The 17,316-nt window shown below is 65.4% G+C and carries 11 protein-coding genes; 4 read left to right on the plus strand and 7 right to left on the minus strand.

Translation table 11 applies throughout. The annotated features are described in order from the left end of the window. Positions 1–109: 109 nt before the first annotated feature. Both aceK and QMX83_RS13275 read left to right on the plus strand, forming a co-directional pair. Entirely contained in the window at positions 110–1,834 is a 1,725-nt protein-coding gene (gene aceK, locus QMX83_RS13270; protein WP_282297111.1) for a bifunctional isocitrate dehydrogenase kinase/phosphatase, read from the plus strand. Between the two features lie 57 nt (positions 1,835–1,891). Then, positions 1,892–2,764: an energy transducer TonB gene (locus tag QMX83_RS13275; RefSeq protein WP_282297113.1), complete on the plus strand. Its 873-nt coding sequence runs from the start codon at positions 1,892–1,894 to the stop codon at positions 2,762–2,764. 50 nt (positions 2,765–2,814) lie between these two features. Here QMX83_RS13275 and QMX83_RS13280 read toward each other — a convergent pair whose 3' ends face one another. From QMX83_RS13280 to QMX83_RS13290, 3 genes are all read right to left on the minus strand, one after another. Next, positions 2,815–4,401 carry a sensor domain-containing diguanylate cyclase gene (locus tag QMX83_RS13280; RefSeq protein WP_282297115.1) on the minus strand — a complete coding sequence of 529 codons (1,587 nt, stop codon included), beginning with the start codon at positions 4,399–4,401 and terminating at the stop codon, positions 2,815–2,817. A 66-nt stretch (positions 4,402–4,467) separates the two neighbouring features. Beyond that, a complete protein-coding gene (locus QMX83_RS13285; protein WP_282297117.1) occupies positions 4,468–5,484 on the minus strand; it encodes a cupin-like domain-containing protein in 1,017 nt (338 codons plus the stop codon). An 81-nt stretch (positions 5,485–5,565) separates the two neighbouring features. Then, positions 5,566–8,556, minus strand: a complete 2,991-nt coding sequence (locus QMX83_RS13290; RefSeq protein WP_282297119.1) for a TonB-dependent receptor — start codon at positions 8,554–8,556, stop codon at positions 5,566–5,568. 431 nt (positions 8,557–8,987) lie between these two features. On the opposite strand from QMX83_RS13290, the gene QMX83_RS13295 reads away from it, so the two are divergent. Beyond that, a complete protein-coding gene (locus tag QMX83_RS13295) occupies positions 8,988–10,259 on the plus strand; it encodes a sugar MFS transporter (RefSeq protein WP_282297121.1) in 1,272 nt (423 codons plus the stop codon). 4 nt (positions 10,260–10,263) lie between these two features. Here QMX83_RS13295 and QMX83_RS13300 read toward each other — a convergent pair whose 3' ends face one another. After that, a complete protein-coding gene (locus QMX83_RS13300) occupies positions 10,264–11,271 on the minus strand; it encodes a LacI family DNA-binding transcriptional regulator (RefSeq protein ID WP_282297122.1) in 1,008 nt (335 codons plus the stop codon). A 312-nt stretch (positions 11,272–11,583) separates the two neighbouring features. On the opposite strand from QMX83_RS13300, the gene QMX83_RS13305 reads away from it, so the two are divergent. Beyond that, a complete protein-coding gene (locus QMX83_RS13305; protein ID WP_282297123.1) occupies positions 11,584–14,106 on the plus strand; it encodes an exo 1,3/1,4-beta-D-glucan glucohydrolase in 2,523 nt (840 codons plus the stop codon). A 256-nt stretch (positions 14,107–14,362) separates the two neighbouring features. On the opposite strand, the gene QMX83_RS13310 is transcribed toward QMX83_RS13305, so the two are convergent. The 3 genes from QMX83_RS13310 to rho form a co-directional block, all read right to left on the minus strand. Continuing rightward, a complete protein-coding gene (locus tag QMX83_RS13310) occupies positions 14,363–14,728 on the minus strand; it encodes a DUF6036 family nucleotidyltransferase (protein WP_282297124.1) in 366 nt (121 codons plus the stop codon). Beyond that, the gene (locus QMX83_RS13315; RefSeq protein ID WP_282297125.1) at positions 14,706–15,113 is read right to left on the minus strand and encodes a hypothetical protein; all 408 of its coding nucleotides are present in this window, start codon (positions 15,111–15,113) and stop codon (positions 14,706–14,708) included. Before QMX83_RS13315 ends, QMX83_RS13310 begins: the two co-directional genes overlap by 23 nt. A 576-nt stretch (positions 15,114–15,689) precedes the next feature. Continuing rightward, positions 15,690–17,316: transcription termination factor Rho (rho, locus tag QMX83_RS13320; protein WP_282297126.1), on the minus strand; the 1,627-nt coding region annotated here is incomplete at its 5' end.

The following is a 17,316-nucleotide window of genomic DNA, read 5'->3' on the forward strand; positions in this document are numbered from 1 at the left end:
GCCGTTGGCCGGCCCACGGATCGCCAGGGCCGGCCAACGGCCGGCGCTACCGGTGATTTTCCCGCGGTAATCGCTTAGGGTGAAATCCGGTCTTCCGGATCACCCTCGCATGGCTGTCATTGAACTGCCGCTGCCAACGCTGCTGGCTACGCACATCCGCGAAGGCTTCGAGGCCTACCACGCGCGGTTCGCCGGGATCACCCGGCGTGCCCGGTTGCGCTTTGAATCCCGTGACTGGGCCGGTGCCCGTCAGGACGCCGTCGAGCGCATCGGCCTCTACGACCAGTGCATTGCCGAGACCGTCGACGTCCTGCGCCGCAGCGGCGGCGAGGCCGTCGGCGCGCGCGCGTTGTGGCTGCAGGTCCGCAGCGCCTATGCGGCGATGATCGAGCCGCTGATCGATGCCGAGCTGTACAAGACCTTCTACAACACGCTGGCGCGACGCCTGTTTGCCACCCAGGGCGCAGATGCGGCGGTGGAATTCATGGCGATGGACGTGGTGCCTTCCGATGCCATCACCCATCCGGTGGCGCGACACACCTACGCCGTGTCCGCCACACGCCCGGCCGAGGCCCTGATGCGGGTGCTGGGCGACTATCGTTTCGATGTGCCTTACGCACATCAGCTGCGTTGTGCAGCAGCCATCGCGGTGCGGCTGCAGGATGACCTGCAGCATTGGGGCGACCATCCGGTGCGCAGCATCGAGCTGCTGGATACCGTGTTCTATCGCGAGCGACGCGCCTATCTGGTCGGGCGTGTGTTCGGCGAGCATCGCTTCTCGCCGTGTGTCATTGCGCTGGTGAACGACGACAAGGGACTAAGCGCGGACGCAGTGCTGACCCGCCGCCGTGACGTGGCGCACCTGTTTGGTGTGTCACGCAGCTATTTCCAGGCAGATCTGGCCACCGTCGGCGACGCGGTGGTGTTTCTGCGCAGTCTGTTGCCCGCCAAGCCCATCGACGAGATCTACACGGTGCTGGGCCGCGCCAAACAAGGCAAGACCGAGCGCTACCGCACGTTCTTCCATCACTTCCAGAGCCATCCGGACGAGCAGTTGGTGCATGCGGACGGCACCCCGGGCATGGTCATGGCGGTGTTCACGCTGCCCAGCTACCCGCTGGTGTTCAAACTGATCCGCGATCGTTTTGCCTGGCCCAAGCGGATGACCCGGCGTGACGTGGAAGAGAAGTACGCGCTGGTGTTCACCCTCGATCGCGTCGGTCGCCTGCTCGACGCGCAGCCTTACCGTCACCTGCGCTTCCCGCGTGCGCGCTTCTCTGCCGCGCTCCGCGAGGAGCTGCTGACCCAGTGCGCCGCCAGCGTGCGCGAAGACGGCGACGACCTGATCATCGACCTGTGCTACGTGCAGCGCCGTTTCCGCCCGCTCAATCTGTACCTGCGCGAGCAGAACGCCGACGGACGCCGGGCGGCGGCACTGGACTACGCCCAGGCCATCACCGACATGGCGCGCAACAACATCTTTCCCGGTGACATGCTGCCGAAGAACTTCGGCGTATCCCGCCATGGCCGCGCGGTGTTCTACGACTACGACGAACTGAGCCGGGTCACCGACTGCGTGTTCCGTGCCTGGCCGCAGCCGCGCAATGCGGAAGAGGCGATTGCCGATGAACCCTGGTTCCACGTGGGCCCGCGCGATGTCTTTCCGGAACGGTTTGCCCCGTTCATGGGCCTGCCCGCGGCGGAGCTGGCAGCGGTGCGCGAGCATTTCGGCCATCTGTTCGACCCGAGCTGGTGGCAAGGCCTGCAGGCTGGGTTCGCCGCAGGTGACTACCCGGATTCGCAGCCTTACGCAGGTCAGCACCGACTGGCCTGATGGCGCAACGCGCGTGGCTGGGCTACCCTCGCAGGTCACATCACAGGGAGTCGTGCGATGCGTTCATCGTTGTTTCTGGCCGTGGTACTGGCACTCGGCAGTGCTGCGGCGGCCGTGCCGGTTGATGCGCAGGCGCAATCGCGCCGTCAGGTAAAGCAAACCGCCGAGGGCGCGATGGTGCTGACCGGCACGATCGACATCGGTACCGAAGGCCAGGTCGAAGGCTTCGTCCTGGATCAGCGCGAAAAAGTGGAAGGCCAGTTGGCGGGCTTCGTGGAGCGGTCGGTGCAGACCTGGCGCTTCCAACCCGTGCTCCGCGACGGTGTCGCGGTGCGCGCGCGAACCACGGTGAACATCCGCCTCGGCGCAAAGGCCGACCCGGAAGGGAACGACCTGGTGACGCTGCAGGCGGCCACGTTTGGCAGCCAGAACACGGACAGCAGTGATGACGTGCGGCCTCTCAAGCTCAAGCCGCCGGCCTATCCGGCTGCCGCCTACAACCGCGGTGGCCAGGGCGAGGTGATGCTGGTGCTGCAGATCGGCCGCGACGGCAAGGTCATGGACGTGGTGGCGGAGCAGGTCAACATGCACGTGCTCGGTGATGAAACGCAGATGAAGCTGCTGCGCAGGGTACTCGCCCAGCAGAGCATCAATGCTGCGCGTCACTGGACGTTCATCGCGCCCAGTACCGGCGAACACAAGGATGATCCGCACTGGAGCATCCGCGTTCCGGTCCGGTACTCCTTCGGCGACAAAAAGAGCGACGAGTACGGTCAGTGGACTGTGTACATCCCCGGTCCACGTGAGCGGGCTCCGTGGCGTACCGGCGAGCAGGACGAACAGGATTTTGGCGGACTGCTGAAGCAGGGCGGTGTTTACATGGCCGACGTCAGCCACGGCCCGCGCCTGCTCACGCCACTCGGCAGTTGATGCCATCCATGCCCTGACCGGCGCGTGCAGCCGGTCAGGTAGCGAAACGCTTATACGCCCGTTGGCGTGTCGTCCAGTGGGTAGATCACGGTCCGGTTGCGGCCCTGTTCCTTGGCCATGTACAGCGCCTTGTCGGCCAGGCGCAGGGCCTGCTGCGGGTCTTCGTGGTATGTCGGGTAATGCGCTACGCCCAGCGATACCGTGACCGCACCCACGTCGTCAAAGGTCTCGGCGGCGATCCGCGCACGCAGGCGTTCGGCGATCAGCGCGCTGTTGGCCACGTCGATGCCGGGCAGCAGGATCAGGAACTCCTCACCACCGTTGCGGCACAGCAGGTCGGTGTCGCGTGAATCGTCGCGCATGATCTGCGCGATGCGCAGGATCACCGCGTCACCCACCGCATGGCCAAAGCGGTCGTTGATCGATTTGAAGCGGTCGATGTCCAGCGCGATGATGCCGAACGGCTGCCCGCGCGCCTGCCAGTCTTCCAGACCCTGCTGCAGGCCACGACGGTTCTGCAGGCCGGTCAGTGGGTCGGTCATGCTGGCACGGTTGAGCTTGCCGATGCGGTCCTGCAGCAGGTTGAAGCTGTACAGCAGCGCCTGCTTGAGGTGTGCCGCTTCGTAGTACCACGCACGCGTCGCGCCCACATGGCGGATGGCGATGCCGGTGTCGCGGTTCTGCACGTTGCGCGCCATCTGCCACAGCGGCAGCGAAATACGGCGGGCGAACCACCAGGTGAGCAGCAACGAGACGATCCCCAGCGGGATGGCGTTCCAGATCACCGCCGACATCAGGCGGGACAGCTGCGCCAGCGTCGCTTCGGTCGGACGCTGTGCGACCACGCCCCAGCCCACCGCTGGCACCGGCGCGTAGCCGGCCAGCATCAGCACGCCATGGCTGTTGCGCACTTCCTGCGCCCCCGACTGGCCCTTGCTCACCGCCTGCACCGCCGGATTGTCCTTGGCGAACTGACCGATCCGGTTGGGTTCGATGTGGTACAGAATGCGCGCGTTGCGGTCCACCACGTACAGGTACGAGCCGTCGCGGTAATAGTGCTTGCCCAGCAGGGTCTGCAGAATGCTGCGCTGGCGCAGGTAGATGGTGCCGCTCACATAACCTTGGTACTGGCCCTGGGTATTGAAGATGGGTTGGGTGATGGCCACCAGCAGGCGGCCCGTTGCCGATTGATACGGGTCGCTGATGTACGGTTCACGCCGCTTGAGGGCTTCGGTGTTGCCCGAGCTGTTGAGCACCACGCCCTGCAACGCCAGGCTCTGCGGGGAGGTCGCCAGCACGGTGCCGGCGCGATCCACGATCAGCACCGAATTGAAATCGTTGGTCTGCTGCTGCAGCCGTGCGGCCTCGCGCTCCAATTCCTGCACGCTGTGCGCGCGACTGCCGAGTCCCTTGGCGGAGTAGGCCAGCTGCTGCTGTGCGGCCAGCAGGAAGTTCTGGGTGGTTTCGGCCAGCTTGCTGGCGTACACGCGATTGGCTTCCAGCGTATTGCCGATCAGCTGTTCACGTTGCACGCGATAGCTGGCGTGCAGGGTGTTGGCAAGCGCGACAATGGCACTGAGCAGCGCCAGGGCAAGAATGAGCTTGCCCAGGGTGAGGCGGGACGGCAACGGCGACATGGGGGACAGCCAGACGGCGGGGAACGGGCGGATTATTGCGTATTCAGAAGTCAAGTGTGTAAAGCGTCACCGGTCCAGCCGCCGCCGCAGCACGCTGCGGACGTTGCTTGCCGCTGCCTCATCCAGCGGTCCAAGTACCCCGCGGGCGGGCTCCGGTATGTGCGCCGTGGTCTGTGCGCCTGCCTCGAACACGTAGTGATCGAACATGGCCTGCCAGTGCGCGCGCTGTGCGGGTGGCAGGTCGCGCAGGGCCAGGATGGCCAGCATCAGCGCATTCATTGGCGTATCCATCCACCCGGGTACGGACCGCCACCAGACGTTCACCAGCACGTTGAAGTCGTCCAGTCCTTCCATGTGATGCCACCACAGCGAGGGGATGAACACCGCATCGCCGGGGCCGAGCTCGGCCACCTGGGCCTGGGCCCAGGCGTCGGCAAAGCGGGGGAAGCGCTCCAGGTCAGGCGCGGCGAAGTCGACCAGGCTGACCGCCTGGCCGGCCGGATTGAAGTCCAGCGGGCCGATATAGAGGTTGCCGACCTGCTCCGGCGCGAACAGGGTGACCCGGCGTCGGCCGGCGGCGACGCAGGCGAGGTTGTCGGGCACGTCCTGGTGGGCGGCAATGCGAGAACGATTGCCGATCCAGATGCTGGCCAGCGGGTCGTGCACCCCCAGGTCGAGCGGGTTGTCCTGGCGGAATCCGGGCAGGAAGCTGTCCAGCGTGGTCGAGGCCACATAGATGGACGGTGGCGTGGCCTGGCCGTGGTACTTGAGCAGGGTGTCGAGCACCACCTTCAGGGGAATCTGCTCGCGGCGGAAATTGAAGCCGCTCATGTCCGCGTTGTAGAAGATGCGGCCCTGCGCCTCTGGCGGCGCGGTGGTGGCGGTGACCGGCATCGTGCCGTGGTCAAACTGCTTGAGGTGGGCGACCGCGTCGGCCGGCGAGCGGCGTGCCGCCTGGACCAGCGGCCAGTCGGCCACCAGCCCGCGGATCACCTTGGGCGTGGTCCAGATCGGCAGCAGTTCCCGCAACTGCGCGGGAGCAAGGTCACGCACTTCGTCAATCGGGCCGGGCAGGGCGGTCATGGCGGGGTCACAGGGACAGGGGCGTGACGCAGTGTAGGGCAGCGGAGGTCGGGCCGCCCCGGTTGGGGCGGCCCGTGCAGGTCAGAACTTGTAGCGGACGCCGAACATGTAGCGCGGCCCGGTCTGGGTGGCATAGCGCAGCATGTTGGTGTGACGCGAGTAGGTGCGCATGGTCTCGTCGGTGAGATTGATCGCCTCCACGCTCAGGGTCAGGTTGTCGGTCGCGGCGTAGCTGATGTTGAGGTCGAGCTGGCCGTAGTCATCGGTGTAGTTCGGGTTCGGACCCTGGCCGCCGATGCCGTTGAGGAACTTGTCGCGCCAGTTGTAGGCCGCACGCACCTGCCAGCGGTTCTTGTCATAGAACGCCACCACGTTGGCCGAATCGCTCAGCCCCACCATCGGGTACTGGTCGCCCAGGCTGTAGTTGTCGAAGGTGAGGCCCGACTTGACCTTGGTGTAGTTGGCCGACACGCCGAAGCCGGACTGGCCGAACAGGTGCTGCAGCGCGACTTCCCAGCCATCGAGATGGTCCGAGCGCTGGTTGGCGGGCAGGGTGATGTCAAAGCCGGCGACCGGATCGCCCGGCTGGCCGACGATGGTGCCGGTGCGCTCGCCGGCCGAGTTGGTGCCGGTGGCGGTGACGCCGGGCTGGCCGTTGAAGTTGTCGAAGATGTAGTTGCGGATGCAGGCACCGTCGGTGGCGGCGCAGCCGCCGGAGGCCAGCGCGGCGTTCCAGTACGCACCGCCCACGGGCGTGTGCAGCCCGCCGGTGTTCTCGCGCACGATGGTGTCGCTGATGAAGTTCTTGATGTTCTTGCGGAAGAAGCCGACCGATGCGTAGCTGGATTCGCCGTAGTACCACTCCAGCGACAGGTCGAAGTTGTCCGAGATCAGCGGCTCCAGCCCCGGGTTACCGCGCGAGCCGGTGCCGCCCTGGGTGCGCACGATGCCCGCCAGGGTCTGCCCGCTCTGGATCTTGCTCCAGCCCGGACGTCCCAGACTGCGGCTGTAGCTGCCGCGCAGCACGAGGTTTTCCAGGATGTCCAGCTTCAGGTCCAGATTCGGCAGCACATAGTCGTACTTGCCCTTGCCGCCGATGAAGGCGCGGTCGCCGGCGTAGTCGATGTTCAGTTCGTTGGCCGAGCTCCAGCTGATGCTTTCCGGCACGCGCACCATGGCGGAGGATTCCACCTCGGTCTGCTCGTAGCGCACGCCAACGGCGACGCTGAACGGCATCGACCAGTCGAAGGTCGTGCGGTATTGCACGTACGCGCTCTTGGAGGTTTCAGTGGTGCGGATGTCGTCGGTGTACTCGGTCGGCGCGTAGTAGCAGGTCGGGCAGGCCGGGCTGCCCGCGCTGCCGACCTGGGCCGCGCGGTCGATCAGGCGGTCGAAGTCGAACACCAGGAACTGACCCGTCAGGCGCGGATCGTCATGCCCGGAGAACGCGTCGAAGTACTTCGCCATGTCGTCGGCATACCAGATGCTGTCGTCATAGTCGGCGGGCGTGCCCACACCGCCCCAGGAGTCGCGCTGCATGATCGCCGAGGCAGAACGGTTCTTGACTTCAGCGTAGCCAACGCCAAAGTCCAGCGCCGAGTAGTCGGCGAAGCGGAAGACACCGGAGCCCTGGTACTGCTGTACTTCCGACTTGTTGTAGCTGTTCTGGAACACCGAACCGGTGACCAGCGCGTCGGACGCCTGCACGCCACCCGGCGGCAGCGCGACGTTGATGATCGGCAGGTCGCCGCTGTAGTCCACCGTGGTGGTACCGCGGACGAAGGCGGCCACGCCCAGTACGCCGGCAGAGCCGTACTTGCTGTCCGGCTGCGACTCGGCGCTGGAGTTGTGGAAGTCGAAGGAGAGGTCGAGTGAATCGTTGACTTCCCAGTCCACGTTGAAGCCCAACGAGTCCATCGTGTTCTTGGTCGCAAGCTGCGCGCCGCCCATCGACAGGTCCGAATTGGTCATGTCTTCGCTGTAGATGATCGGCGCGGCGATCGGACCGTTGGTCCAGGTGCTGTCGCCCGGGCCGTAGTTGAACCACACCGACAGTTCGCTGCGCTGCTGCTGCACCTTGTTTTCCACATAGGTGTAATCCAGCGTGGTGGTCACGTTGTCCAGCGGCTTCCACTGCAGGGTGGCCTGGCCATTGGTGCGCTGACGCTGTATGCCGTTGACGTTGTAGGCGGTGTTCTGCGGGCGGCCGTAGACATCGGTCGCATCGGGGCGATTGGTGATGCGGTCGGCGTAGCCGGTGCCAGGTTGCGGCAGCGTACGCCCATCGGTGGTGTTGTCGCCGCGGAAGGTGGCCCAGCCTTCGGCCACGGTGGCCTGGTTGAAGCCGGAGTCGCGCTCCTGGTAGCTGCCGCTGAGCATCACGCCAAAGCGGCCGTCAGCGTACTGCTGGCTGAAGATGCCCGACATTTCGCCGGTGAAATCGTTGCCCTGCAGCGTGCGCGGCAGGTTGTCGTTGGAGGTGTCGTTGACCGCCTTCAGGCCGACGCTGATCACCGGCTCGGCTTCCAGCGGTCGCAGTGTCTTGACGTTGATGGTCGCGCCGATGCCGCCGGTGGGGTTGTCAGCGCGGACGGTCTTGTAGACCTCCACCGCCGAGATCGATTCGGACGCGATATTGGCGAAGTCGAACGAACGCGAACTGGACAGGCCCGCGCCGCCTTCGCCGAGGTTCGAGGCCGGCATCTGGCGGCCGTTGAGCAGCACCAGGTTGAAGTCCGGGCCGATACCGCGGACGGTAACCTTGGAGCCTTCACCACTGGACGTGCGGTCGATCGAGACGCCGCTGATGCGCTGCAGCGATTCGGCCAGGTTGGTGTCCGGGAACTTGCCGATATCTTCGGCAACGATGCCATCGACCACACCCTGGCTGTCGCGCTTGAGGTTCATCGATGACGCCAGACTGGCGCGGATGCCGGTGACCTGCACGGCGTCGAGCGTGGTCGGGTCTACGGGTTCGGTGCTGGAGTCCTGCGCCCAGGCTGGGCCGGCCAGGACGGCCAACAGCGCGGAAGTGAGCATTGCCTTGCGGGGTACGGCCTTGTACGTCTTCATGGAAGCTCCCTCCCCAGGGAATTCGGTAATGACGGTGCGACGGCGTTTGATCGGTTCAACAACTCATGGGGGCGGATTGGGCCGGCCCCTGACAGCGTTGTCAACAAACTGCCATGTGCAACCGTTTCCGGTGCGCGCTTTCACGGCCGGCGATGCTGCAGGGCATCACCGTGTGATCCCGTTGGAAACACGTGGTGCACGACGGATTTCCGCAGATTTCAGCCGGCTTCGTGCAGCCGATTCAGTCGGCACCATACGTTGTGCAGTGCAGAACGAAACTGCGCAAACCGGGCTCGAAGGCGTTTGACCGGTTGTCTGACAGCGCTGGACAACCGGACACGAAGCAGGTTCCATGTGTGGCCGCTGCGTGACCGTTTGCCGGACCTGGGCTGACCACGTTGCGCTTCTCTTACCTTCTGCAAGGACAGGCAATGGACACTTCAACCGTGGTGCGCGGGCAACACGTGAAGAGCAACCATGTGGCGCTGGCGGTGGTCACCGCCATCTTCTTCATGTGGGGCTTCATCACCTGCCTCAACGACATCCTCATTCCGCATCTGAAGGCCGCGTTCTCGTTGACCTGGGTGCAGGCGATGCTGATTCAGTTCACCTTCTTCGGTGCGTACTTCCTGATGTCGCTGCCGGCGGGCCGGCTGGTCGCGGCAGTAGGCTACAAGCGCGGCATCGTGGCAGGGCTGGCCATTGCCGGTGTCGGCGCGCTGCTGTTCTGGCCGGCGGCGCATCTGCATGTGTATGGCCTGTTCCTGGGCGCACTGTTTGTGCTGGCGACCGGCATCACCGTGCTGCAAGTGGCGGCCAATCCCTACGTGGCACTGCTCGGCCCGGAGCAGACCAGCTCCAGCCGCCTGACCCTGGCGCAGTCGATGAACTCACTGGGGACCACGCTGGCCCCGTTGTTCGGCGGGCTGTTGATCCTGTCCGCAGAGCCACGCAGCGCCGAGCAGCTTGCCGCGCTGCCGCAGGCAGAAGCGCTGGCCTACCGGGTCGCGGAGGCGCAGTCGGTACAGCTGCCGTACTTCGGCCTGGCGATCACACTGTTCGTGCTGGCGGTGGCGATCTGGATGTTCCGGTTGCCGGCCATTGCCGGGGTGGAGGATCAGCCGACCCGGCCCGGCGGCCTGCGGGAGGCGCTGCGCCATCCGCACCTGCGTTATGGCGTGCTGGCGATCTTCTTCTATGTGGGTGCGGAAGTGTCCATTGGCAGCGTGCTCGTCAACTTCCTGTCCATGCCGGGCATCGGCGAAGGGATGACCGAGCAACAGGCGACGTTCTACGTCTCGCTGTACTGGGGCGGTGCGCTGGTGGGGCGGCTGCTTGGCACCTGGTTGCTGGTGCAGGTCGAGCCGCGACACCTGCTGGGCTGGTTTGCGATCATCGTGATGGGCATGCTCGCAGTGACCATGCTCGGCACCGGTGGCGTGGCCAAGTGGAGCGTGGTCAGCATCGGGCTGTTCAACTCGATCATGTTCCCGACCATCTTTGCATTGGCCATTGCCGGGCTGGGCCCGCTCACCGGGCAGGGCTCCAGCCTGCTGGTGATGGCCATTGTCGGCGGTGCTGTGATTCCGCTGGCGATGGGCTGGCTGGCCGATCACTACGGCCTGCAGTGGTCGTTCCTGCTACCGCTGCTGTGCTACGGCTACATCCTGCACTACGCCTGGCGCGGCGCACGCCGGAGCTGAAAGATCAGCGGCGGCGCGGGGCCTGGGTCGACTCGCGCACCAGCACCGCATGGTCCACCGTGACCATGCGGCCACCCTTGGCGGCGCGAATGCGTTCGATCAGCTGCTCGGTGGCAATCGTGCCCATGCTGGAGGTGGGCTGGCGCACCGTGGTGAGGGCCGGGAAGATGTGCCCGGCAATCGGCGTATCGTCGAAGCCGCATACGGAAAGATCACGCGGAATGCGCAGGCCGCGCTGGCCCGCCACTCGATAGACCGCTGCGGCCATGTCGTCGTTGGCCGCGAAGATCGCCGTCGGTGGTTCGGGCAGGTCGAGCAGCGCGTTGGCCGCGGTGATGCCGGATTCAAACGAGAACTGACCGTTCACCACCAGCGCCGGGTCGTAGTCGATGCCGGCCGTGCGCAGCGCCTGGCGGTAACCGGCGTGGCGCCACTGGCACGCGCCGTGCGCGCGTGGCCCCTTGATATGCGCGATACGCCGGTGCCCCTGCGCCACCAGGTGCGCCATCAACTCCAGCACGGCAGTGGTTTCATCCATGCGCACGCCAATGTGGCCTTCGGGATCGCGCGGGGCAATGCTGGAATAGGGGATTTCCTGTTCTTCCAGCCAGTCCAGCACCACCGCGTCGTCGGTCAGCGGCGGAATCAACACCACGCCATCCGGGCGCGAGTTCTCGAATAGCGCGGACAGGTCGGGCAGGGTGTGTCGACCAATGCCCACCGGGCCCAGGATCAGGTTGTAGTGGTGCGCGTGGCAGGCCTCGAGCATGCCGTTCTGGATTTCCATCAGGTAATTGCGCGAGGGGTTGTTGTACACCAGCGCCAGCGAATACGAGCGCTGGCCGGCGAGGCTGCGCGCGGACAGGTTGGGCTTGTAGCCCAGCCGGGTCACCGCTGCCATCACCCGCTCGCGTGTTTCCGCGCGGACGTTCGGCTCATGATTGAGCACGCGCGACACGGTCTTGATCGAAACGCCCGCGACGGCGGCAACATCCTCGATGCGACTGCGCATGATGCGATGGATCTCCTGGAGAGTGCTGCCGATGGTAGAGCGCCCGAGGCATCGTGGAATTGCCGATGCAGGCGGGATGGTGCCACGTCACGAGCACGGAATGTACTGCGGAAATTCTTGACGCGTTGCAGCAGTTGCGGCCGTCGCATCCCGTCGCGTGCGCGCGTATCCCTTTGCCCGCCGTGAGATGTGCGTGTCGAAGTGTGTCCGTGGTTGACACGGCTTCGGCCGGCTTATATGACAGCGCTGTCAGGAAGGGCCGTCACGGGGAGCGTGCGGTGCCTCATCCGCCCAACCCCGGAGGTTTCGTCCGTGATCAGCGTCAACCGGTCTCTTCTCGCCGCCAGCCTGTTGCTGGCCTTGTCTGCCCACGCCAGCGCCGCACCGTCGAGCGCCGGCCAACTGCAGGACTGGCCGCAGGTGAAAAGCGCGATCGCCCAGGATCCGGCGATCGAAAGCCGGGTGCAGGCCATTCTTTCGAAGATGACCCTGGCGCAGAAGGTCGGGCAGATGACCCAGCCCGAGATCAAGACCATCACCCCCGACCAGGTGCGCGAGTACTACATCGGCTCGGTCCTCAACGGCGGCGGCTCCTGGCCGGGCATGAACAAGCATGCGTCGGTGGCCGACTGGCTGAAACTGGCCGACGCTTACCGCGCCGCCTCGTTGAAGTCCGATGCCGCCACCCCGGTGCCGGTGATCTGGGGCACCGATGCGGTTCACGGGCACAACAATGTGTACGGGGCCACCCTGTTTCCGCACAACATCGGCCTGGGGGCCGCACGCGATGCCGGGCTGATCGAGCGCATCGGTCGGGCCACCGCACAGTCCACCCGCGCCACCGGCATCGACTGGGTGTTCGCACCGACCCTGGCGGTCGCCCACGATCCGCGATGGGGCCGGACCTATGAGAGCTTCTCGTCCGACCCGGCGTTGATCCGCGAGTACGCGCATGCCTACGTCAAGGGGGCGCAAGGGCGCTTCAACGACGACGGCAACGTGGTAACGACCGCCAAGCACTACATCGGCGACGGCGCGACGGACAACGGCCGCGATCAGGGCGAAGCGCTGGTCGACCACGCCACCATGGTCAATGTGCACGGCCAGGGCTATTACGGTGCACTGGCCGAAGGTGCGCAGACGGTGATGGCCTCGTTCAACAGCTGGAACGACCGCGCGGGCGGGGTCAACTACGGCAAGATGCACGGCAGCCGGGAACTGCTTACCGATGCCTTGAAGCACAAGATGGGCTTCGACGGCTTCGTGGTGTCGGACTGGAACGGCATCGCCCAGGTACCGGGCTGCCGCAACGACAGCTGCGCACAGGCGATCAACGCCGGCATCGACATGGTGATGGTGCCGGATGACTGGAAGGCATTCATTGCCAACACCATGGCCCAGGTGGAGAGCGGCGAGATTCCGATGGCGCGCATCGACGATGCGGTGACCCGCATCCTGCGCGTGAAACTGCGGGCCGGCTTGTTCGAACACAAGCCGTCCGACAGCCGTTACGCGGGCGATGCGAAGGCCGTTCAGCACCGCGAGCTCGCGCGGGAAGCCGTGCGGGAATCGCTGGTGCTGTTGAAGAACCAGAACAACGCCCTGCCGCTGCGCCGCGACGCGCGCGTGCTGGTGGTGGGCAAGAGCGCCGACAGCCTGAGCGACCAGTCCGGTGGCTGGTCGCTGACCTGGCAAGGCACCGAGAACACCAATGCCGATTACCTCAATGCCGATTCGGTGTTGGGCGCGCTGCGTGCCGAACTGGGCACTGATCAGGTGACCTACAGCGCCGACGCCAGCGGTGTGGATGCCAACGCCTTCGACGTGGTGGTCGCGGTGATCGGCGAAACGCCTTATGCCGAAACCAACGGTGACATCCTGCCCTCCGATACGGTCAGCCACAGCCGTGCGCAGCCGCAGGACCTGGCCGTGCTGAAGGCCGCGGCGGCCACCGGCAAGCCGGTGGTCACCGTGTATTTCTCCGGCCGCCCGATGTACACCAACGACCTGCTCAACCTGTCGCAGGCGTTCGTGGCCGCATGGCTGCCGGGCAGCGAAGGCAAGGGCATCACGGACGTGCTGGTGGCGGGCGAGGACGGCAAGCCCGCGCACGACTTCACCGGCACGCTCAGCTTCCCCTGGCCGGGTGTGCCGTGCCCGGCTCCGATTGACCGTCCCGATCCCAAGCGTCCGGCGCTGTTCAAGCTCGGCTATGGCCTGCGCTATGGTTCCGCCGCGCCGGTCGCGCGCCTGCCGGAAGCCAACCCCGACCATTGCGGTGAAGTCACCACGATGCCCATCTTCAACCGCGTGGACAGCATGCCGTTCTCGCTGCACATCGCGGCAAAGGGTGCGACCCAGCCGCTGGGCAACGACCTCAACGCCACCCTGCGCTGGCCGCAGGCGGCCCCGGTCGCCCAGGTGCGCACCGTGCAGATCAACACCCAGCAGGACGCACGCGAAGTCACCTGGCTCGCCCCCGCACAGCTGATCGCCCGCAGTTCCTCGCGGCGCAATCTGAGCGCGCTGGCACGCAGCAACGGTGCGCTGCAGTTCGACGTGATGATGCAGAACAAACCGACCACACCCGTGAAGGTGAGCATGCAGTGCGGCACCGGCTGCGAGGGTGGCGTGGACATCACTTCGGTACTCAGCGGGCTGTCGCCGGGGCAGAAGCACACCGTGAGCATTCCGCTGGCCTGCTTCGCCAAGCAGGGCGTCGACCTGGGCGCGGTGGAATCCCCGTTCGTGGTGACCGGAGACAAGCCGCTGGTCGCGGCATTCACTCAGGTGCAACTGGCGGCCAAGGCCAAGGGCAATGTGAGCTGCCCCTGACGTGCACCGCGATCCATCACATCGCCGGGTAACGCTCGGCGATGTCTGTCTCTATCGAAACGCGATTGCCCATGCAGTCTGGATTTCCAGGCTTGCGACCGCCCGATTTCGCTCCTTGGCATCGAGAAAAGGAGCGGTGGCCATGCGATGCTTGACGGTATCCGGTTCGATGATCCCAGCACGGATTCCTTGGCGGACCCAGTGCTGGTCGCGCCGTTCGTTACGTGCCAGCTTCGCTACCGCGCAGTCATTGGGGTCAAGGTAAAAGTCCGATGACGCCTTCAGGATGCTCCACCCGATGCAGGCGTTCTTCCCAGCCGTCGGGAAGCGCAGCCAACGAGGGACTGACCGCATCAGCATACAGGCCCCTCTTCTCGGCGAACTCGGATTCGGGGCCAAGTTGGCGTGCGATCTCTCCTGCGCGGCCGGGGTCCAGTCGAGGGTAAAAGTCCACATCGATTGACATCAGCATCTCATCAGGCGCGGATGCCTCGGACGCCAGCACCGAGAGGCTGCCGATGATGACGAATTCCTTGTGGTTGCTCAGCTTGCTGGCTTCGACCAGCAACTCACCGACGCGATCAATGTCGGCAGGGGTCTCAGGAGGCGTTGGTTTCGCCATGTTGCAGTTCCTTGCGGTACCTGGGTTCCTTGTAGACGAAGCCGAACGGAGAGTTCTGAACCAATGCGTTGGCGTTGTGACCACGCAACATCTTCGGAATGCTGTTGGCGGGGTCCAGCAGGATCCTGCGCCAGGCGCGGACGTAGTAGGGGCTGGCGATGCCACCTGATTCCCACACCTGCACATTGCGCAGTGCCCGATTGATCAATCGGGTGGTCTTGGCGTCGTCGAACTTGGCCAGATCGGCCGCAAGTGCGCGATGCACGTTGCGCAGCGCGGCGTACCTGGCCTTGGCCACCTTGAGCGCCGCTTGCCGTGCGGCAATACGATCCACCGCTGGCGCGGCGGAGCTGGACACAGGCGGCAGGGGCTTGGAGTTCGCCATGTCTTGCAGGATAAGGGCTGACGCCCCATGGTCAAGTTGGTGGCTGGATGGAGTAGGGCCGGGCTCTGCCGGCGATGTCGTTTTAGGACCATCCTCAAGGGATGCCCGCCACCGGCCCGGTATCGTGCCCGTCAATCGCGCACGAAAAGGTCAGATATGACAGTGGTGCATGTATTGGGCGGGGTGTCGCTGGTGGTCGTGGTGGCCGTGTCGTCGGTGGTGCGGGCAGGATTACACGTGCAAGTGGGCGAACCCGCGGCGACAGCGGTGGACGCAGCGGGCGATGATTTTCGATGGCCACCGATCACCTGTCATGGCGGTTCGGGGTGGGCTGGAGGGGGCGTGAGCCGCATGGATGCGGCGACCGAGCTTACAAGGACGTATTTGCAGCGTCCCCCGGAACGCCCGCCCCGAGCCGCCCAATTAGGAAGGCCGTGAATCGAGGGCTGTTCGCACAGATCCAACGGCAGCCGGGCAGAGCCCGGCTCCACGGAGTGTCGGCAATCGCCCCATCCGCGCGAAAAACAAAAAGCCCCGCCGAAGCGGGGCCTTTTGCGATAGCAATGAAGCAGCCGATCAGCGCTTCATCGAACCGAAGAACTCGTCGTTGGACTTGGTGTTCTTCATCTTGTCCAACAGGAATTCCATCGCGGCGATTTCGTCCATCGGGTGCAGCAGCTTGCGCAGGATCCAGATCTTCTGCAGCAGCTCCGGCTCGATCAGCAGGTCTTCGCGGCGGGTGCCCGAACGGTTGATGTCGATCGCCGGGTACACGCGCTTCTCGGTGATACGACGGTTCAAGTGCACTTCGCTGTTGCCGGTGCCCTTGAATTCTTCGTAGATCACTTCGTCCATCTTGCTGCCGGTATCGACCAGCGCCGTGGCAATGATGGTCAGGCTGCCGCCTTCTTCCACGTTGCGTGCCGCACCGAAGAAGCGCTTCGGACGGTGCAGCGCGTTGGCGTCCACACCACCGGTCAGCACCTTGCCCGAGCTCGGCACCACGTTGTTGTAGGCACGTGCCAGACGGGTGATCGAGTCGAGCAGGATCACCACGTCCTTCTTGTGTTCGACCAGGCGCTTGGCGCGCTCGATCACCATTTCGGCGACCTGCACGTGGCGTGCGGCCGGCTCGTCGAAGGTCGAGCTGATCACTTCGCCGCGCACCGTGCGCTGCATTTCGGTCACTTCTTCCGGGCGCTCGTCGATGAGCAGCACGATCATGTGCACTTCCGGATGGTTGGTCGTGATGGCAGTGGCGATCTGCTGCATCATCATCGTCTTACCCGCCTTCGGCGGCGACACGATCAGCGCACGCTGGCCTTTGCCCTGCGGGGCCATCAGGTCGAGGATGCGGCCGGTGATGTCTTCCGAGGAACCATTGCCGCGTTCCAGCGTGAAGCGCTTGCGCGGGAACAGCGGGGTCAGGTTCTCGAACAGCACCTTGTTCTTCGACGCTTCCAGCGGCTCACCATTGATGGTGTCCACGATCGACAGCGCGAAGTAGCGTTCGCCGTCCTTCGGGAAGCGGATGCGGCCCGACAGGTGGTCGCCGGTACGCAGGTTGAAGCGGCGGATCTGGCTGGGCGAGATGTAGGTGTCGTCCGGGCCGGCCAGGTAGCTGGCCTCGGCGGCGCGCAGGAAGCCGAAGCCGTCCGGCAGGATTTCCAGCACGCCGTCGGCGGCGACGCCGTCACCGTGGCGGGTCAGCACCTTCAGCAGCGCGAAGATCACGTCCTGCTTGCGGGCGCGGGCCACGCCTTCGGAGATCTGCAGCTGCTCGGCGATTTCCAGCAGCTTCTGTGCCGGCATGCGCTTGAGGTCGCTCAGCGAGTAGACCGGGAAGCCTTCCGGCACCTGCGGCTGCTGGCGCGGCACGAAGGCCTGCTGCTCGCCGTTGTCCTGCGGCATGCCGTCGTCGCGGAAGCGCTCGTTGCGGTTGCGATCGCGGTCGCGGCGATTGCGAAAGCGGTCACGGCGGTTGCCCTGGCCCTGACCCTGCTGGTACGGGTTCTGATTCTGCCCGCCCTGGGCGTTCTGGTTCTGGTTCTGGTGGCGCTGGCCACCTTCGCCACCGTCCTGGCCACCGGCGGGAGCCGGGGAGCCTTCACCGCCAGCGCTCGGGGCCGGGGCAGCGGGCGGTGGTGAAGCGGGAGCCGCTGCCGGCGCCGGCGCGGCGGGCGCGGCAGCCAGGGGCAGGGCG

Origin of the sequence: Stenotrophomonas sp. PS02289, assembly GCF_029960115.1 — a bacterium.
Lineage (GTDB): Bacteria > Pseudomonadota > Gammaproteobacteria > Xanthomonadales > Xanthomonadaceae > Stenotrophomonas.